The sequence below is a fragment of the Ruegeria sp. YTSC230 genome (assembly GCF_059609665.1).
This window is the reverse complement of the sequence record NZ_JBXWMC010000005.1, coordinates 132,785-152,155: the sequence shown is the minus strand read 5'-3', so window position 1 is coordinate 152,155 and position 19,371 is coordinate 132,785. Positions and strand designations below refer to the sequence as shown.

Annotated in this window: 16 protein-coding genes; 8 read left to right on the top strand and 8 right to left on the bottom strand. The window is 56.9% G+C overall.

The features are described from left to right. Nucleotides 1-22 precede the first annotated feature (22 nt). Genes gpmI through AC2FD9_RS11700 form a run of 3 tightly spaced genes read left to right on the top strand, consistent with a single transcriptional unit; the run spans nt 23 to nt 4,014 of the window. Nucleotides 23-1,540, top strand: a complete 1,518-nt coding sequence (gene gpmI, locus AC2FD9_RS11710) for a 2,3-bisphosphoglycerate-independent phosphoglycerate mutase (RefSeq protein WP_496836983.1) — start codon at nt 23-25, stop codon at nt 1,538-1,540. Continuing rightward, nucleotides 1,537-2,667: a murein hydrolase activator EnvC family protein gene (locus AC2FD9_RS11705; protein ID WP_496836981.1), complete on the top strand. Its 1,131-nt coding sequence runs from the start codon at nt 1,537-1,539 to the stop codon at nt 2,665-2,667. Before gpmI ends, AC2FD9_RS11705 begins: the two co-directional genes overlap by 4 nt. A gap of 6 nt (nt 2,668-2,673) precedes the next feature. Beyond that, entirely contained in the window at nt 2,674-4,014 is a 1,341-nt protein-coding gene (locus AC2FD9_RS11700; protein WP_058277149.1) for a S41 family peptidase, read from the top strand. 48 nt (nt 4,015-4,062) lie between these two features. On the opposite strand, the gene AC2FD9_RS11695 is transcribed toward AC2FD9_RS11700, so the two are convergent. From AC2FD9_RS11695 to AC2FD9_RS11685, 3 genes are all read right to left on the bottom strand, one after another. After that, a complete protein-coding gene (locus AC2FD9_RS11695; RefSeq protein WP_496836979.1) occupies nt 4,063-5,589 on the bottom strand; it encodes an MFS transporter in 1,527 nt (508 codons plus the stop codon). 90 nt (nt 5,590-5,679) lie between these two features. Next, entirely contained in the window at nt 5,680-6,039 is a 360-nt protein-coding gene (locus tag AC2FD9_RS11690; RefSeq protein WP_496836978.1) for a hypothetical protein, read from the bottom strand. Nucleotides 6,040-6,050: 11 nt separating this feature from the next. Continuing rightward, nucleotides 6,051-6,812 (bottom strand): DUF6478 family protein, encoded by a 762-nt coding sequence (locus AC2FD9_RS11685; RefSeq protein WP_282169506.1) that lies wholly within the window; start codon nt 6,810-6,812, stop codon nt 6,051-6,053. Between the two features lie 245 nt (nt 6,813-7,057). On the opposite strand from AC2FD9_RS11685, the gene AC2FD9_RS11680 reads away from it, so the two are divergent. Genes AC2FD9_RS11680 through AC2FD9_RS11665 form a run of 4 tightly spaced genes read left to right on the top strand, consistent with a single transcriptional unit; the run spans nt 7,058 to nt 13,309 of the window. Continuing rightward, entirely contained in the window at nt 7,058-10,156 is a 3,099-nt protein-coding gene (locus AC2FD9_RS11680; RefSeq protein WP_496836977.1) for an ABC transporter transmembrane domain-containing protein, read from the top strand. Beyond that, a complete protein-coding gene (locus tag AC2FD9_RS11675) occupies nt 10,149-11,045 on the top strand; it encodes a CPBP family intramembrane glutamic endopeptidase (RefSeq protein ID WP_496836976.1) in 897 nt (298 codons plus the stop codon). Before AC2FD9_RS11680 ends, AC2FD9_RS11675 begins: the two co-directional genes overlap by 8 nt. 60 nt (nt 11,046-11,105) lie before the next feature. Next, nucleotides 11,106-12,038, top strand: coding sequence for an acetyl-CoA carboxylase, carboxyltransferase subunit beta (gene accD, locus AC2FD9_RS11670; protein ID WP_058272084.1), 933 nt, complete (start codon nt 11,106-11,108; stop codon nt 12,036-12,038). Further along, the gene (locus tag AC2FD9_RS11665; protein WP_496836974.1) at nt 12,035-13,309 is read left to right on the top strand and encodes a bifunctional folylpolyglutamate synthase/dihydrofolate synthase; all 1,275 of its coding nucleotides are present in this window, start codon (nt 12,035-12,037) and stop codon (nt 13,307-13,309) included. Before accD ends, AC2FD9_RS11665 begins: the two co-directional genes overlap by 4 nt. A 77-nt stretch (nt 13,310-13,386) precedes the next feature. Here AC2FD9_RS11665 and zapE read toward each other — a convergent pair whose 3' ends face one another. Continuing rightward, nucleotides 13,387-14,445, bottom strand: coding sequence for a cell division protein ZapE (gene zapE, locus AC2FD9_RS11660; RefSeq protein WP_282169502.1), 1,059 nt, complete (start codon nt 14,443-14,445; stop codon nt 13,387-13,389). A gap of 146 nt (nt 14,446-14,591) precedes the next feature. On the opposite strand from zapE, the gene AC2FD9_RS11655 reads away from it, so the two are divergent. Further along, nucleotides 14,592-15,830 carry an MFS transporter gene (locus AC2FD9_RS11655; protein WP_496836972.1) on the top strand — a complete coding sequence of 413 codons (1,239 nt, stop codon included), beginning with the start codon at nt 14,592-14,594 and terminating at the stop codon, nt 15,828-15,830. Nucleotide 15,831: 1 nt separating this feature from the next. On the opposite strand, the gene AC2FD9_RS11650 is transcribed toward AC2FD9_RS11655, so the two are convergent. From AC2FD9_RS11650 to fghA, 4 genes are all read right to left on the bottom strand, one after another. Further along, complete coding sequence (locus AC2FD9_RS11650) at nt 15,832-16,452, bottom strand: HAD family hydrolase (RefSeq protein WP_108859718.1); 621 nt, start codon at nt 16,450-16,452, stop codon at nt 15,832-15,834. 143 nt (nt 16,453-16,595) lie between these two features. Continuing rightward, on the bottom strand, nt 16,596-17,051 hold the full coding sequence (locus tag AC2FD9_RS11645) for a YaiI/YqxD family protein (RefSeq protein ID WP_058272080.1): 456 nt from the start codon (nt 17,049-17,051) through the stop codon (nt 16,596-16,598). After that, nucleotides 17,048-18,505: a Si-specific NAD(P)(+) transhydrogenase gene (gene sthA, locus AC2FD9_RS11640; RefSeq protein ID WP_496836970.1), complete on the bottom strand. Its 1,458-nt coding sequence runs from the start codon at nt 18,503-18,505 to the stop codon at nt 17,048-17,050. Before sthA ends, AC2FD9_RS11645 begins: the two co-directional genes overlap by 4 nt. Before the next feature lie 3 nt (nt 18,506-18,508). Continuing rightward, a complete protein-coding gene (fghA, locus tag AC2FD9_RS11635; RefSeq protein WP_496836968.1) occupies nt 18,509-19,342 on the bottom strand; it encodes an S-formylglutathione hydrolase in 834 nt (277 codons plus the stop codon). Nucleotides 19,343-19,371 lie beyond the last annotated feature (29 nt).

Sequence of the window (19,371 nt, the reverse complement as noted above, 5' to 3'; positions counted from 1 at the left end):
AGCAGAAATCCGGAGAGCCGCAATGACCGCCCCCAAACCCGTCGTCCTGTGCATTCTTGATGGTTGGGGCCTGTCCGAAGACACACGGTCTAACGCGCCGTACCTTGCAAATACTCCGACCTTTGATGCGATCATGACCAATGGGCCGCACGCGACCATTATTACACATGGCCCGGATGCTGGCTTGCCCAGCGGCCAGATGGGCAATTCCGAGGTAGGTCACACAAATATCGGGGCGGGCCGCGTTGTTGCGATGGATCTGGGGCAGATTGACCTGGCGATTGAAGACGGCAGCTTTTTCGACAATGCCGCATTGCAGACCTTCATCGCAAAGGTGAAGACAGCAGGTGGAACGGCGCATCTGATGGGTTTGGTCTCGGACGGTGGTGTCCACGGTCATTTGAACCACATCGTCGCTGCCGCCAAGGCGATCACCGATGCGGGCGTTCCGGTGGCGTTGCACGCCATGACGGACGGGCGCGACGTCGCTCCGAAATCGGCATTTACTTACCTGTCTGAGCTTGAAGATCGTTTGCCCGATGGCGCGCGCATCGTCACGGTCTGTGGTCGGTATTTTGCAATGGATCGGGACAATCGCTGGGAACGCGTCAGCGAGGCTTATGATGCGATGGTCAAAGGCCAGGGTCGGGCTGCCACAACCGCGCATGGCGCTGTGGATCACGCATATAACCAGTCTGAAACCGATGAGTTCATCGCTCCCACTGTTCTGGAAGGTTACGACGGCATTCAGGATGGTGACGGGGTTTTCTGTTTGAATTTCCGAGCGGACCGCGCCCGTGAAATCTTGCGCGCGATTGGCGAACCGGGCTTTTCGGACTTCGATACCGGCCCGCGCCCGCAGCTTTCCGCCCTGTTGGGAATGGTCGAATATTCCGACGGTCACAATGCCTATATGACAACCGTGTTCCCCAAGCGGAAAATCGTGAACACTCTGGGTGAGTGGGTTGCCAAGAAGGGGATGCGCCAGTTCCGTCTGGCCGAGACCGAAAAATACCCCCATGTCACATTCTTCCTCAATGGCGGCAAGGAAACGCCCGAGGAAGGCGAAGACCGGTTTATGCCGAAATCGCCCAAAGTGGCCACCTACGACCTGCAGCCCGAGATGTCTTCGGCCGAAGTGACGGCGAAGTTTGTCGAGGCGATCGAGGCAGGCTATGACCTGATCATCACCAATTATGCCAACCCCGACATGGTTGGTCACACGGGCGATCTGCAAGCCGCAATCAAGGCATGTGAGGCCGTCGATCAGGGCTTGTCGCAGGTTGTCGCGGCGCTGAACAAGGTCGGTGGCGCGATGATCGTCACTGCGGATCACGGCAATTGCGAGGTCATGGTTGACCCCGAAACCGGCGGGCCGCACACCGCGCATACTCTGAACCCGGTTCCCGTGGCGCTGGTCGGTGGGCCAAAAGGTGTCTCGCTGCGAAGCGGCCGCCTTTCCGATCTGGCCCCGACGCTGCTAGAACTGATGGGTCTTGAGCAACCGCCCGAGATGACGGGGAAGAGCCTGCTGTCATGAGGATGCGCGCGCTTATCTTTGCGATGTGTTTCGCGTCGCCTGCCAGCGCGCAGAATGATCCGTCCACGGCGGCCTTGAATGCGGCGCGCATGCTAGAACAGGCCTCGATCAACTTGACCGAAGCTGACGGTGCCCGCGACCGCGTGCGTGCCCTGACCGAAACTATCCAGGCTTATGAGGCCGGGCTTTCAGCGATGCGGGACGGGTTGCGCATGGCAGCGACCCGCGAGGTACAGCTGACAGCAGAATTGCGGTCGCGGGAACAGGAGGTCGCGCAGCTTCTGGGTGTATTGCAGACCATTGAGACCACGGCACCACCCGTTCTGATGCTGCACCCGTCCGGGCCCCTAGGTTCCGCACGGGCAGGCATGATGCTGTCCGAAGTTACTCCCGGACTGAACGCGCGCGCGCAGGCACTGGCCCATGATCTGCAAGAGGTCCAGACCCTTCGGAAGCTTCAGCAAAGTGCTGCAGACACTCTGGTCGAAGGGTTAACCGGTGTGCAAAACGCGCGCACCAGCCTCAGTGAAGCCATCGCTGACCGCACGGATTTGCCCCGTCGCTTTGTCGAAGATCCGGTTCGCACGGCCATCCTGATTTCATCAACCGAGACGTTGGACGGCTTTGCCAGTGGATTGTCCGAAATCTCGGAAGGCGAAATTGCCGAAACAGATGCGGATGTCTCTGACCGCAAGGGGCGGATTGAATTGCCGACCCAAGGCGTAGTTTTGCACCGCGCGGATGAGACTGACGCGGCTGGTGTGACGCGCCCCGGTGTGGTTCTGGCCACCCGTCCTCGGGCAATTGTTACAGCGCCGACTGCGGCAACGATCCGGTATCGTGGACCATTGCTGGAGCTCGGGAACGTCATGATCCTCGAGCCGCAACCGGGCTTGTTGTTCGTGTTCGCCGGGTTGCAAGACGTTTACGGAGACATGGGCGAGGTGATCCCCGAAGGCACTCCGGTGGGTTTAATGCCGGGTGAATCGCCCGAAATCGGCGCAATTTTGTCAACAAGCAGTGATGGCACTGGAACTGGCCGGTCAGAAACGCTCTATATAGAGGTAAGACAGAATAATAGCCCCGTGGACCCGGAATCATGGTTTCGGACCGACAAGGATGGATAAACGAGTATGAAGAAATTTCTGATGGCCGGTCTGGCCGGAACCGTGGCAGGTGTAATCGCAACTACACAAATTGCTGGTCCTTTGCTGGCGCAAGAGGCTGACCGGAAGGCCAGCGTGTACGAGCAACTGGATCTGTTCGGGGATATTTTTGAACGTATCCGCGCCCAGTATGTCGAAGACGTGGAGCCGGAAGAGCTGATCGAAGCGGCCATCGACGGTATGCTCACGTCGCTTGATCCGCATTCCAGCTACCTTTCGCCAGATGATGCTGAGCAGATGCGTGTGCAGACACGTGGCGAATTCGGAGGATTAGGCATCGAGGTCACGCAGGAAGAAGGCTATGTCAAAGTTGTCTCGCCGATCGACGATACCCCGGCAGATGAGGCGGGGATCGAAGCGGGTGATTTCATCACTCATGTCGATGGGGAAAGCATCCTTGGCCTGACATTGGACAAGGCCGTGGATCTGATGCGTGGCCCGGTTGGGTCGGAAATCGTGATCACGGTCGTCCGTGAGGGCGAGCAAGAGCCGTTTGATATCACCATCATCCGGGACACCATCAAGCTAACAGCCGTGCGTGCCCGAACCGAAGGCACCAGCGTTGTTCTGCGTGTCACCACATTCAACGACCAGACTTTCCCGAACCTACAGGAAGGCCTGAATGAACAGATCGAAGAAGCTGGTGGTCTGGACAAGGTCAATGGCTTTGTCCTTGACCTGCGGAACAATCCTGGCGGGCTGCTGACCCAGGCGATCAAAGTTTCGGACGCGTTCCTGAACGAAGGCGAGATCGTGTCCACCCGTGGTCGTGACCCAAGCGACGGTGAGCGTTTCAATGCAACAGCGGGTGATCTGGCCGAAGGTAAACCAATCGTTGTCCTGATTAATGGCGGGTCCGCCTCTGCATCGGAAATCGTGGCCGGCGCGCTGCAAGACCACCGTCGCGCGATCGTTGTCGGCACCAAGAGCTTTGGCAAAGGATCGGTGCAAACGGTCATGCCGCTGCGTGGCGATGGTGCAATGCGTCTGACGACCTCGCGCTATTACACGCCCTCGGGCCGGTCAATTCAGGCACTTGGCGTCAGCCCCGACATCATCGTTGAACAACCGCGCCCTGCGCCGGATGCCGAGGAAGAGGAAGCCAACGCCCGCACGCGGTCCGAAGCTGACCTGCGCGGCAGCCTGAACAATGACAGCCTCAGCGAAGATGAAATTCGTCAGATCGAAGAAGACCGCGCCAAAGCCGAAGCCACGGCTGAATTGCGGGAAGAGGATTATCAGCTGGCTTACGCCATCGACATCCTCAAAGGTTTGTCGGCGTTCAATCCCAACGGACCGTCTCAGTAAGACAAACAGGGCCGCCGATACAGGCGGCCCTTTCTGCAAAGGCCAGGATCAGCCCTCAACCTTGTGCAGTTTTTCTTCGTCAAGCATCATCGCCAGAACAATGCCTACCGAGACCGAGATGGCCGCAAAAACAAAGGCCATGTTCATACCTGCATCGAATGCGGCAGCGACGGCGGATTTGACCTTTTCGGCTTCTGCCGAGCTTAGCTTTTCCATGATAGCGCGGGCTGTACCGGTCGTAAGCGTTCCACCGTTGATCGCCTTTTGATCGGTTACAGACATGTTGATCCCATCCGTAACCAACTGTTTGCTGAGGTTGGACAGGCTGACGACATACATTATTGCCGTCGCGAAGGCGACGGATATGGCGCCGTATACCAGATGGGTCATAAAGCTCAGCCCGCCGACAAGTCCGGCGCGTTCAGGTTTGACGGCGCACACGGCTGCAGTGCCTGATGGCCCAACCGTCAACGTTGCGCCCAGCCCGATCATCGCCATGCCGGGCAAAATCTGAAAATATCCCAGCCCTGCCGGCAAGATGATAATACTGAGAGCGCCGGTCGTTGCGATCAAATACCCCCAGAACAGCAGGCGCTTTGGCCCGAAATCATTATAAAGGGTGCCCGAAACAATCGAGCCAACGGCCAGCAGGAGTGTTAGCGGGGCAAGCCCAATCGCCGACTCAAACACGGACCAACCAAGGACCTTTTGCATGTATTGAGGGAAGTATAGCAGCCCGACAAAGGCCGCCGATACGTTGAACATGTTCAGTCCCAGCGTGATCCGAAACTCGCGGTTCTGCATCATTTGCGGTAGTAAAAGAGGCTCTTTCACGCGCTTCTCGACTTGCGGGAAAAAGAAGAACAGCGCGGCGCTGACGAAGAACAACATCAGCAGCGGGACAGACGTCCAGCCCCAGTCCGCACCGATGTCCAGCCCGTAAAGCAGCAAAAGAACGGCAAACGAAAGAATACCTATTCCGGCGAAATCGATATGTTCGCCCTGTTTGTGTTGAGTTTCACGCTCCATAAGGATCAGGGCCGTAACCATCGAAATGGTCGAAAACAACACGTTTGCAAGAAAGAACAAGCGCCAGTCGCCAAAGCTGACTGCGGCGCCGCTGATGAGAGGACCAAAGACATTGCCGCTGGTCACACCGGCGAGGATCATACCCATGATCATGGCGCGGTGTTCGGGGCGCGAGACTTTGGTGGCGCCAAAAGCAAGCGTGCAAGGCCAGACGCAACCCGAACCAATCCCTTGCAAAGCACGCGCGGCGATCAGGAAGTCGAGGCTGGGAGAGACAAAGCACATGACGGACGCAAATAGAAAGATTGCCAGCCCGATGATCATCATCTTGCGATGCCCGAACATGTCCCCCATGCGCCCCCCGGCGACCATGGTCATGGCAAAAAACAAGGCGTAGATGTTCAGAACCCACTGGGTGCTGGTAATATCAGCGTCAAAGCTGTTTTCGATGGCTGGGACAAGAATAAGAGCGCCGGTAAAGTCGATACCGATCCCGAACCCTGTCACCATCAGAGCGATGACCTTGACGATACTGCTGCGGTCCATTTTCGCACCCGGGTTGCTTCGGATGACATTTATGATGCACGGATTTCGCCTGAAAGATAGACAAAGCCTTGGAAACGAAGAAAACCCGGATCAGTCCGAAGGGGCCTGAGACCGTCTAAATGCCCGTTTCAACAAGTCCAGTTCCGCCCGCAACAAAGCGATTTCGGTCCGCAAATCATCCGCGGCTGATGCACCCGCAATGATTGTGAATTCACCGATCTTCTGTGATGTGTTTGCATCGGCTATTACAAAGCAATGAACCCCGTCGGCAATCGCCGTTGATGGCACCGGCACACTCAGTTCCCAACCACCATCGGTGGCGGTCATGAACACACCCTCCAGCGCCTGGCCCATATAACGGACTTCGACGTGCGGTTCAGTGTCGGCCTGCAGGTACCCGCGCCAGATGCCGTTTTCGAACAGGGTTGGGGTCAAGGTTGGTTGTGTCATGGCCAATGCTCTCACATGTCGGCGCGGTGGTGGCGGCAAAGGGTCAGGTCCCGCAGAACTATGCGGTTCATAGCCGGATTGGTCAGAACCAGATCCAGCCAGATCTTGTCTATACGCCGTTCGTTCAGCGGCAAATTGGCAAGATCGAAATCCAGAACATTCGAACTTGTCGACAAATCTATAGACCGTGGAACGGAATCAGTGTTTGGGCCGTGCCGAATATTCAATCGCGCGGTCACGTCCAGCGGACGTTCTGTTTCAATCTGGGCATCGACCCGCATCAGGTGCTGCCGCGTCAATCCTTGCACTGCCTCAGGCGGCAAATCCAGCGACACAGAAAGGAATGACCCCGCAAAGCCAAACACTTCGACGCCAAGCCCAAAAGCGGCCAGGTCCTTTTCGTCCATGTTTCGTGCCTGTCGCACACTGATCTCGGATAGAGCGCAGTCATGGAATATCTTTACCTGTTGATCCAACTCGACCTTACGCGGGATTGAGGCGAGACCAGGTCGGGGCAAGGGACCCCGCCACAAATCAGGTCGCCAGCACCAATCAGTACCCAGCGGCTTGGGGAATTGCTTTGATCCAATCAGGGGCAGCGTTAGTCTTTCGTTTGCTTCCCGTAGCAAACGGTCCAATTGCGCACGCAGTTTGCGCGCCTCGTCGCGCTGTTGACGCAATTGGGGGTTCGTGGCCCCGGCCGCGTCTTGAACGGCCCGTTGCCAACGCGCAATAGTTTTGCGGTGTAGATATCGATCGAGAAGTTTGCCCATGATCCCATCGTCTGAACTTGACCTTCTTTAGTCAAAGACAACGGCGAGGATAAGGCCGAATTGGTGAAATCCGCATAAAACTATCCGACACTAACGTTGTTGTGACTGGGCGGTTTTGGTTGTGTCTGCTAAGGCCCCGATCGCCGTTCTTGCAATCATCTGGGACTGTGCGTACCGTCCGGCACCTGATTGCTTTGGATTATCCGAAAAACCGCGTACTAAATTCTTTGAGGCAAGGCCGGGGCATGGAACCCACACTATTTTCGTTCATCTGGAAACACTCGAAAAAGCAGCAGCTTGTGCTGTTGTTTCTGACGGTGTTGTCGTTTCCGTTTCTCTACGCCTCGCTTGAGCTGCCAAAACAGATCATCAACGACGCAATTGGTGCGCCCAACGATAGCGTTACACTTTTTGGGTTCACCTTCACGCAGGTCCAATATCTGCTTATCCTCTGTTTTGCATTTTTGGCCACTGTAATCGCCAGCGGCTTGATGAAGATGCGCATCAACACGATGAAGGGCATATTGGCCGAGCGTATGCTGCGCCGGCTTCGGTTCACGCTGATTCACCGCGCGATGCGATTCCCGAAATCGTATTTTGCCACCACCAGCCAAGGTGAACTTGTTTCAATGATCACCTCTGAGGCCGAACCGATGGGCGGCCTGATGGGTGATGCGATTGCCCAGCCGGTGTTCCAGTTTGGTCAAATGATGACCATTGTCACTTTTCTGTTCATGCAAAGCGTTTGGTTCGGTCTGGCCAGCATCGCGTTGATTCCGTTGCAGGCATGGCTGATCCCCAAACTGCAGCGCCAGATCAACCTGCTGAACAAGGAACGTATTCAGCAGGTCCGCCACCTCAGCTCGGAAATTGGCGAAAGCGCGGCGGGCATCAGCGATTTGCGGGCCAATGGCGGCTGGCGCTATCGGTTGGCACAATTCAGCCATCGGTTGGGAACCTTGTTCGAGATCCGGTTCAAGATCTACAACAAGAAGTTCTTTATGAAGTTCCTCAACAATCTGATTACTCAGATGACGCCGTTCCTGTTCTATTCGGTCGGTGGCTATCTGGCGATCACGGGTGAGGTGACAGTGGGCGCGTTGGTCGCGGCGCTTGGGGCATACAAGGACCTTAGTGGCCCATGGAAAGACTTGCTGACCTATTACAACCAGGTTCAAGATATGTCTTTGCGCTGGGAAATCGTGATTGAACGTTTTGCCCCGGACAACATGATCCCTGAAGAGCTGTTTGTGGGTGAGCCAGAGTCCATTCCGCATCTCAGCGGCGATATCGAACTGCGCAATGTAACAGTGCGCGATGATGACGGGAAAACCATCCTTGAAGATATCGACCTGACCATCCCCAAGGGTGCCCGCGTTGCTATCCAGTCGTCAAGCGCCGCCGAGCGCGGCGCGTTGGCGCAACTACTGACACGAGAGCTTTTGCCGATACAAGGCAGCGTCACAATTGCGGGTCACGATCTGCTAAAACTCCATCAGACGGTAATTGCGGCGCGGATCGGCTATGCCTATTCGCGGCCCTATCTGTTTGACGGGACTTTGGGTGACAACCTCTTGATGCCGTTGCGAACCCATCCAAAACACGAAACCGACGCGAAGAAGGCCCCAAGCCGGTGGCAAATCGAAGCGGTGCGGGCCGGGAACCCTCCGGATTCCCTGTCGGATGAGTGGATCGATCCCGGCCTGGCAGGGTTGGAAGACATCGAGGATATCCGCAACTGGTGGTTCCAGCTGGTCGAGGCGATGGGCATCGACGAATTCATGTTCCGCCGGACATTACGTACCCAGTTCGATCCAGTGCAACATTCTGCCCTTGCACGTGATATCGTAAATCTGCGCGACACGGTCGCGCAGAGGTTGGAAGAAAAAGACCTGGCGCGGTATGTCTATCGGTTCGAACCGGACCGCTTCAACCCGGCTGTACCGCTGGGGGGCAACCTGCTGTTTGCCGCTCCGTCGCGTGATATCTCACCGGATATTCTGGCGGGCGATGATCGGTTCATGTGGATGCTGCGCCATAACGATCTGGATGATGACGCAATGAGCATTGCAAGCGCGGTGCTGGAAACACTGCACCAGACGTTTGGGCGGGACGGGGCAGATCACCCGCTGTTCCTTCGTCTGGGTATGGCCAAGGATATGTTCCACCGTTTGCTTGATATCGAGGATAGGCGCAAAGCCAAAGGGGATGAAGCAATCAGCGAGGGCGAGCGTGCCTTGTTGCTGACCGTTCCGTTCCTGCTGACCGCGGAACAGATCGGGCCTGATTTTCCGGACGAGTACAAAGAAAAGATCTTGGCCATCCGAAGGGGGCAAGCGGAACAGCTTCGTGCCTCGATGGATGGGATGTTCGTTCCGGTCACGCCGGATGCATATATTGAACGCATGACTGTCATGGAAAATGCCCTGTTCGGGCGGGTTTCTTTGATGGCAGGGGCACACACGGATGAAATCGAAGATGTCGTCGCCGAAGCCATGAACGAAGCTGGCCTGCGCCGCCGGGCGGCAGCCATTATCTATGACCTGCCCTCGGGTCTGGGTGGGAATAATCTGCCGACGGTATTTCAGGAACGCGCCGCATTCTCGCGCGCTGGAATCAAGCGTCCTGATGTGTTGATCCTGGACAAAGCTCTGGCCAGCCATGATTCCGAGAGCAGGCTGAGAACCCGGCTGAAACTGCGGGAATTGTTGCCGGATTCAATAATGGTCTTCATGGAGGATTACTTTGCCCATCCCGAAGCCTATGATCTGTTCGTCGAGATCAAGGATGGTCGAATTGACGGCGTCTCGCGGACCCGCCCAGAAGAAGAGGCCAGCTCAACGGATGACCTGAGCCGTAAGCTCAAGATTATCTCGTCGACCGAGCTGTTTTCCGGCATTGACGGTCGCAACCAGCGCCTTCTGGCGTTTTCGGCGCAATGGTACGATGCCGCAGCCGGGCAGATCATCTTCTCCGAAGGGCAAACTCCAGATGCCGCTTATCTGTGTATTTCGGGCGAAGCCGACCTGATCTGGAATGAAGGGAACGGAACCGCGCGTACGATCTCGGTCATCGAGCCGGGGCGTCTGATCGGAGACTTGTCGATTATCACAGGCGAAATTCGGCAATTTGATTTGGTTGCGGTCAAGAATTGTTCGTTCCTGCGCATTGGGGCCGAGGAATTGCGCGCGGTAATTGAAAGTGACGCAGGTGTTGCAATGCAGCTGCTGCAAACGGTTGCCGGCTATCTGACTACGATTTCCGAAAGGCTGAACGCCGCCAATGCAACCTCATTGATCTTCGATGATGACGAGCCGAACCGGGACACGGCCGACAATGCCTGACGCCCGCCCCGGCAGATACATGGCGCATGAACGACTGGTTGCACCTTCGCGCGCACGGCCAGAGCTTTGGCGCCTGCTTGTCGGGTTGACCATTGTTGGCGTGGTTGGCATCCTTCTGAACTTCCTACTTTTTGGATTGGTTGCGGGTCTTGGATCCGTCGAATGGGCCCAAGGTTTGCTGACCGGCGCATCCCCGGTTGCACTTTTGGTGCTGCTGGCAAGCTTTGGCTTCATTACATTGGGCGTGTCCATCGCTTCAAAACGCCTACAACATCGAACGCTGCGCTCAATCTGTGGTCCATGGCGCGAGGGCATTGGGCAATTTTGGAATGTTTTTAAGGCATTGCTGATCGTTGGGATCGTCGTGGCGATCTTGCCGCCATACGGCATGGGCGCAACGCTGACGCAGAATTTGGCACTGTCGACCTGGCTGTTGCTTCTGCCTTTCTCGCTTTTTGCAGTGCTGATTCAGACAAGCGCTGAAGAGGTGCTTTTTCGGGGATACATTCAGCAAAGTCTGGCAGCGCGATTCCGATCGCCGGTTATTTGGTTGGGCGTACCGTCGATTTTGTTCGCGGCAGGTCACTATGCCCCCGGCGCGGCCGGAGACAACGCGCTATTGGTTGCTGTGTGGTCCGGGATGTTCGGCCTGATGGCGGCGGATCTGACGGCACGGTCAGGGACGTTGGGGCCTGCTATCGCATTGCACCTGTTCAACAATATGGTCGCTCTGCTGTTTGTTTCCTTACCCGATGGCTTAAGTGGTCTGGCATTGTATCTGCTTCCTTACGACATGTTGGATACCGGGGCGCTGCGGCAATGGCTGTATGTGGATTTTGCTGTGATGATCGTCAGTTGGCTAACAGCGCGGGTTGCGCTCAGGCGTTGATTGCATTTCTTTCCGTAGCGTCTTATTTGACGTCAAAGCCGCACAAGCCAAGGTTCCGATATGAACTGGATTACAAACTACGTCCGCCCACGGATCAACTCGATCTTCTCGCGCCGAGAAGTGCCGGAGAATCTTTGGCACAAATGCGATGAATGCGGAACCATGCTGTTTCACCGTGAGTTGGCAGAAAACCAGAATGTCTGCACCCAGTGCGATCATCACATGGCGATCACTCCGCGCGAGCGGTTCGATCATCTGTTTGATGGTGGGATATTTACCGAGGTCGAGGTTCCCGCGCCCAAAGACGATCCGCTGCAATTCCGCGATCAGAAAAAGTACCCCGACCGGATGAAAGCCGCCCAAAAGAAAACAGGCGAGAAAGAAGCGATGTTGGTCGCCCTGGGTGAAATTGGCCGAACCCCGATTGTGGCAGCTGCGCAGGACTTTTCGTTCATGGGCGGATCCATGGGCATGTATGTCGGCAACGCGATCATCGCGGCCGCGCAAGAGGCGGTGAAGCTAAAGCGCCCGCTGATCCTGTTTTCGGCCGCTGGCGGCGCACGGATGCAGGAAGGTATCCTGAGCCTGATGCAGATGCCCCGCACAACCGTGGCAGTAGAAATGCTGAAAGAGGCAAATCTGCCCTACATCGTAGTGCTGACTCACCCAACAACGGGCGGTGTGACGGCTTCGTACGCGATGCTGGGTGATGTCCATATCTCAGAGCCCAATGCGCTGATTTGTTTTGCCGGTCCACGCGTGATCGAACAGACGATCCGGGAAAAGCTGCCCGAAGGGTTTCAGCGTGCCGAATACCTGTTGGATCACGGCATGTTGGACCGTGTGACCAAGCGGACCGAAATGCGCGATGAGTTGATCACCATCACGCGGATGTTGATGAACCAGCCTCCGGCGGTCAAAGGTGATCTGCCTGCGCCCGAATCCGAAGATGCAGTAGCAGAAGCCCCGGCTGAAGACGCGGAAGAAAAATGACCTCTCAGACATCGGACATCATTCTGGAGAGGATGATGGCGCTGCATCCCAAGATCATTGACCTGACCTTGGATCGTGTCTGGCGTCTGCTGACCACGCTGGACAATCCGCAAAACAAACTGCCGCCGGTGATCCACATCGCGGGAACCAACGGCAAGGGCTCGACCCAGGCCATGATCCGCGCGGGTCTGGAAGGGGCAGGGCTGACCGCCCATGCCTATACCTCGCCCCACCTGGCCCGGTTTCATGAGCGTATTCGTCTGGCGGGTGAACTGATTTCCGAACCGGATCTGACGGCGGTTCTGGACGAATGTTATGCCGCCAACGGTGGCGAGAACATCACGTATTTTGAGATCACGACCTGCGCGGCCCTGCTGGCTTTTGCCCGGTCCAAGGCCGACTACACGTTGCTTGAGGTCGGGTTGGGTGGCCGGTTGGATGCGACCAATGTCATTCACGACCCGGCGGTGACGGTCATCACGCCGGTTTCAATCGACCATGAGCAATTTCTGGGCGATACCTTGGGCAAGATCGCAGCGGAAAAGGCCGGCATCATCAAGCCCGGTGTTCCCTGCATCGTTGGCCCGCAAAAGGATGAGGCGCTGGAGGTCATTGAATACACTGCCGCGCGTCTGGGTGCACCTTTGTTGGTGCATGGCCAACACTGGCACGTCACCGAAGAAAACGGGCGGCTCGTCTATCAGGACGAAACTGGCCTGCGCGATCTACCGCTGCCAAATCTGTTGGGCGCACATCAGTATCAAAATGCCGGTGCTGCGCTAGCGGTCTTGCGTTATCTGGATCTTGGGGAAGACGCCTATGAGGCTGCGGTGACCAAGGCTGAATGGCCAGCCCGCATGCAGCGATTGAAAACCGGCCCTCTGGTCGAACAGGCCCCCGAGGCCGAGCTCTGGCTGGATGGCGGTCACAACGCGGCCGCAGGTTTGGCATTGGCCGATCTACTGGCGAAGCTGCCTGCACGTCCAACCCATATGATCTGTGGGATGTTGAACACAAAGGACGTCACCGGGTATCTGGCTCCGCTTGCCGCACAGGCGCAAAGCCTGACGGCAGTCTCTATCCCGGGTGAGGTCAATACGCTGAGCGCAGACGACACCGCTGAAGCCGCCTCTCGGGTTGGGCTAGCAGCGTCTACTGCCAATAGTGTGGCCGAAGCCCTGAGAAAAATTACTGAAGATGACCCGCAGGTGCGGGTTCTGATCTGTGGATCACTGTACCTGGCCGGTAATATTCTGCGCGAGAACGGCTGAAAAAGGCGCATCCGCACAGCTTCATCTGGCCAAAATATCCCGGGGGAGTCGCGCAAAGCACGGCGGGGGCAGCGCCCCTATTGCCCCCAATCCTGATCCTGCATCTCGCGCAGGCGCGACGCGGTGCGTTCAAACTCAAATGTGCCTTCACCTTCGACATACAGCATCTCGGGCTCTGCCGCAGCTGAACAGATCAAGCGGACTTTTCCCTCATACAGTGCATCGATCAACGTTACGAACCGTTTGGCTTCGTTAAAATTATTGCGCGACAGGCGCGGGATGTCCTCAAGGACCAGAACTTTGACCTCTTCCGCGATAGCAAGATAATCTGCCGGGCCCAGCATCCTTCCACAAAGGTCGTAAAAACTGGCCCGCGCCACGCCATTTCGAAAGGCGGGCAGTTCTACCGCACGACCGTTGACCTGCAGGATCAGCGGGTCCGCCGTCCCGCCGGCCAGGTCATTCCAGACGCTGCGAATGCTCGCGCGTGCTTCGGGGCCTATGGGTGTAAAGTAAACAGGTGCGCCTTCTAGCCGGTTTTGGCGGTAATCCGTGGGTGAGATCAGCTCCCACACCTCAAGCTGTTCTTTGATATGTGCAATGAAGGGCAAAAATAGCTGACGGTTTAGCCCGTCCTTGTACAGGTCATCCGGATGGCGGTTCGATGTCGTCACGACCACGGTGCCACCTTCATGCAGCAGATCGAACAGACGACCAACAATCATCGCGTCCGTGATATCGGTGATTTGCATTTCGTCAAATGCCAGTACGCGCGCGGACTTGATCACCGAGGCGGCCACCGGAGCCAACGCGTCTTCAACTCCATCCTTACGGGCCTTGTGCATGCCTGCGTGGATTTCCTGCATAAAGGCGTGAAAATGCACTCGGCGGGCGGGGATGTCTGCCAAAGAGTCGACGAACATGTCCATCAGCATGGATTTTCCGCGCCCGACTCCGCCCCACAGATATAAACCTTTGGGCGGCGGCGGGGCTTTTCGAAAGAACCCCCGTTTCACAGGTTCGGCCAATGCCGCCCGGATACGTTCGAAATGAGGAAGAACGGCCTCTTGCGCGTCGTCTCTGGTCAGGGTGCCGTCGGCCACCTGCGTGTCATAAAGCGATATCAAACCCGTCATGTTTTGAGGCATAGCGCCCGGTTTGCCCGTTGAAAAGCAGCCATTTCTCGGGCGCATCAATTTTGCTGATCCGTGACCGCAAAACTCCTGAATTGACGCACAACCTAAACGCGGTAACGTCTGGTTCTTGAACGCCCGAGGACCTAATGCCCCAACACACGCGCTTGCTGAACCCCATCCTGATCGTCGGATGTATCATCATCACCGTCAGTTTTGCCGGGCGCGCATCGTTTGGCGTGTTTCAGATCCCCATCGCAGATGAATTCGGCTGGCTGCGCTCGGACTTCTCGATGGCAATCGCAATTCAGAATTTGGCCTGGGGCATTGGGCAGCCGATTTTCGGGGCCATCGCCGAAAAGGTCGGCGACAAGCGCGCGATTATTCTAGGGGCTCTGACCTACGCGGCGGGTATGGTTCTGTCGGCCTGGTCCGTCACTCCGTTCGAGCACCAAATGTACGCATGGCTTGTGGGGTTCGGTATCGCGGGAACAGGATTTGGCGTGGTCCTTGCCGTGGTGGCGCGGGCATCGTCGGACGAAAACCGCTCCATGTCGCTTGCGATTATCACAGCTGCGGGCAGTTTCGGTCAGGTTCTGGGGGCGCCTACAGCCGAATGGATGCTGAGCTTTATGCCTTGGCAGCAGGTGTTCATTGTATTCGCTGCAGCGATCTTGGCACTGGTGCTGACACTGCCGTTCATGCGCGCCCCTCAGGCTGCCAGTAAAGCAGAGATCGAAGAAAGCATGAGTCAGATCCTGACCAGGGCTTTCCGCGATCCATCCTATACGCTGATCTTTCTGGGCTTTTTCAGCTGCGGTTATCAGCTTGGCTTCATCACCGCACATTTCCCCGCTTTCGTGACAGAGATGTGCGGACCCATACAACCCGGTGGCGTACTGCATTCGATTGGCATCACAACCACATCAGCACTGGGGGCCGTGTCAATTTCATTGATTGGCCTGGCAAATATTGCGGGTACACTGATGGCCGGTTGGGCAGGGAACCATTTCCCCAAAAAATACCTGCTGGCCGGAGTCTATACCGCGCGAACACTCGCCGCGGCGGCCTTCATCGTGTTCCCGATCACACCGCTGTCGGTCATCGTGTTTTCACTGGTCATGGGGTCGCTGTGGCTTGCCACGGTACCGCTGACCTCGGGGCTGGTCGCGCATCTCTACGGACTGCGCTACATGGGAACGCTGTATGGGATCATCTTTTTCAGCCACCAGGTCGGCAGTTTCTTGGGCGTCTGGTTGGGCGGGCGCATGTATGACCAGTACGGCGACTACACTATGGTCTGGTGGATCGGAGTCGCGATTGGGGCTTTCAGTGCCATCGTCCACCTTCCCATTCGCGAAAACCGCCCAACGCCCGTCACCGCCTGAGCTACAGCGCCTCTTCGACCGTCAGTAGACCTTCTTGCAGCAATCGGTCCGCCCAACCCTGTGGGCCGGTAAAGTGGTGCGTCTGCCATCCACGGGCGCGCGCCGTTTCGATATTTTCGAGTCGGTCGTCGGTGAACAAAAGCGCCTCGGGCGGTAGTCCACAATCCGCTTCGACCATTTCATAGATCGGAACATGCGGTTTGACGGTCTGCATCCGTCCCGACACGTATTGTTTGTCGAACTCGTTGAGGAACGGGTAAACCGTCGTCGCATAGTCGAAATTTTGCACCCCGAAATTGGTCAATGCAAAAACCGGCACGCCTTTGGCCCGCAAGGCCCGTTGCAGACGGATCGAGTGGGGGATCTCGGGCGCGGCAAGTTCGATCCACTTGTCGTGCCACATGCGGATTTCATCCCGCCATTCCGGGTATTTCTCGGCCCAATCATAGATTGTGTCAGTGAAGTGATGACCCTGGTCAACCAGGTCGTTCATCCCGTGCAGGTCAACTTCCGAGAACATGGCACGACGGCGCTCTTCCCCGATGACCTGGTCGTAATAGCGTTCGGGTTGCCATTCGATCAGAACATTCCCGATGTCAAAAACAACAGCTTTCACCGACATGTACGTACCTGTCTTCTTGTTCCTTAGTTGGTGCCACTGAACCAAGCGCGACGGGATTGTTCAAGGCACAACCGCAGCGCGCAGCGCTGCCCGGCCCAATTGTCAAAGACGCATCTATGATGCGGCGCTGGCAAGCGGGAGGATTAGCCCCGCTGCGCAGCCCTTAACTCACGTTCCAGGGCGTCCAAAAACCGGGATCGGTCAGCTTTGCCAAAGGGTTTTCCGCCGCCACCCGCGCCCAATGGGTTGGATGCGCGCAAGTCGGCCATCAAATCACGCATGGCCAGTTGCTGGCCGATATTGGCCGCGGTAAAGGCTTCACCGTTTGGACGGAGGACCCGAGCGCCGGCCTCAACACATTTTGCGGCCAGCGGGATATCCGAGGTTACCACTACGTCCCCTGCGCCGCATCGTTCGGCGATCCATTTGTCTGCCTCATCCGCACCCTCAGACACGATGACCACCTGCACCAATGGGTTTGCAGACGGCCGCAAGCCACCGTTTGACACCAGTGCCATCGGAACTTTGTGCCGGGTTGCAACCCGTTCAGCCTCGGCTTTCACGGGGCAGGCATCGCCATCGATATAGAGCGTCGTCACGCTTTCCCGGCCTTCTTCTCGGTCTTTTCAGCGGGTTTCTTGCGCACTTTGAACTCGTCCGGGATTGGCATCCGATTGAATGCATCCAAACCAGCGATCTTATAGGCCTCGGCAAGGGTTGGATAGTTGAACGTATTCTGCACGAAGTAATCCACCGTGCCCTTCAGATTCAGGACTGCCTGCGCGATATGGATCAACTCTGTCGCACCTTCGCCCACGATCTGCACGCCAAGCACCCGGCGGGTTTTCAGTGAAAACAGCATCTTCAGCATGCCGTGCTCCAACCCCATGATATGCCCACGCGAAGTCTCCCGGAACCGCGCCACGCCGACTTCGTATGGGATGCCGCGTTCTTGCAGTTCCTCTTCGGACATGCCGCAAGTTGAGATCTCGGGGACCGAATAAATGCCGTAAGGATACCAGGGACTTTCCGGCAGGGTAGGGGTTTCCAGCGCGTGACATGCAGCCACGCGGCCCTGTTGCAGCGAGGTTGAGGCCAATGATGGGTGCCCAATCACATCGCCAGTCGCGTAGATATGTGGCACTGCAGTTTGATACGTCTTGCGATCCACGTCGATCCGGTTGCGATGATCGGTTTCCAAGCCAACGGCCTGCAGGTTCAATGCCGATGTCGCCCCCATGCGCCCGGCGGCGAACAACAACATCTCAGCTCGCACGTGGCGGCCATTCTCGAGAGTCACTTCGACATGGCCCCCAGCGTCTTCTATCTTTTGAACGGCTGAGCCCAGACGTAGGTCCACGCCGTTTTCGCGGATCTGATGGGTAAAATCATGGATTAAGCGGGTATCAATAAAATCTAAGAAAGTTTCACGAGGTTCGATTAACGTCACCCGAACGTCCAATGCTGAGAACATGGTGGCGTATTCCACACCAATTACTCCGGCACCTATCACGACCAGCGAGCGCGGGATCTCTGCCATCTCAAGAAAGTCGTCACCGTCCACAACGGTCTTTCCGTTGAATGGCACATAATCCGGGCGATAGGTTTTTGTTCCGGTTGCTATCAGGAACTTGGCCGCCGTAAGTCTCGTGGTCTCACCGGCATCAGTGGCAACCTCAATCTCGTGAGGCCCAACGAATTTGGCCAACCCGTTCAGGGTCTCCACATGGTTGCGGTTGAATTGGTGTTCCAGCACGTCAACTTCATGATCCAGCGTCATATGCAGACGTGCCTTCAGGTCTTCGGCCCGGATCTGATCTTTGACGCGGTACGAGCGGCCATAGAAGCTGCGCTCGCGCCAGCCGGACAGGTTCAGTACCGTTTCACGCAGGGTCTTTGACGGGATCGTTCCGGTGTGGACGGACACGCCGCCAAACCGATCCTTGCGATCGATCACCAGAACACGCCGTTGCAGTTTGCCTGCCTGTATCGCGGCCGAACGACCCGAGGGGCCGGACCCGATGATGATCAGGTCATAGTCGTATTTGCTCATGCCTCAGTCTCCGTACAGCGCCTCGGCGTGGAATGTGATGTGATCTTCCATGAAGGTCGACACGAAGAAGTATGAGTGGTCATAGCCCGGCTGCAGACGGATTATTGCCTGCTGACGACGTTCGGAAATTGCCTGCGCCAAAGTTTCGGGGCGCAGCAAGTCGATGAATTGGTCACTGGCACCAGTGTCAATCAGGATAGGGCCGTCAAAGCCTTTTTCTTTCATCATGACCGAGGCATCGTGTTTGGCCCATGCCGTCTGATCATCGCCCAGGTAAGCGCTGAGTTGCTTGCGACCCCATTCCGCACCCGTCGGGTTTGAAATGGGTGCGAAAGCGGACACAGATCGGAAGCGCCCTGGTAGGTTCATAGCCAGTGTCAACGCTCCGTGCCCTCCCATCGAATGTCCGGTTATGGCCTGACGCTCCACGTCGATTGCGAAGTTTTCGGTCAGCAAAGCAGGCAATTCTTCGGCCACGTAATCCCACATATTGAAATGCGGCGCCCAAGGCTGCTGCGTGGCGTTCAGATAGAACCCGGCGCCCTGGCCCAGATCGTAATCATCGTGATCGGCAACACCCTCACCACGCGGCGAGGTGTCCGGGAAGACCACCGCTACGCCTTGTTCAGCCGCCCAGGCCTGCGCGCCTGCTTTGGTCATCGCGTTTTCATGGGTGCAGGTCAGGCCTGACAGATACCACAAAACCGGAACCGGGCCGTCTTTGGCCTCGGCCGGCAGGAATAAGCCAAAGGTCATGTCGCATTGGCAGGCAGTCGAGGCGTGGCGGTGGACGCCCTGAACGCCTCCGAAACATGCATTTTCCGAAAGGGTTTCCATTTGGTTTCGTCCTTACGTTGGGTTTGCGA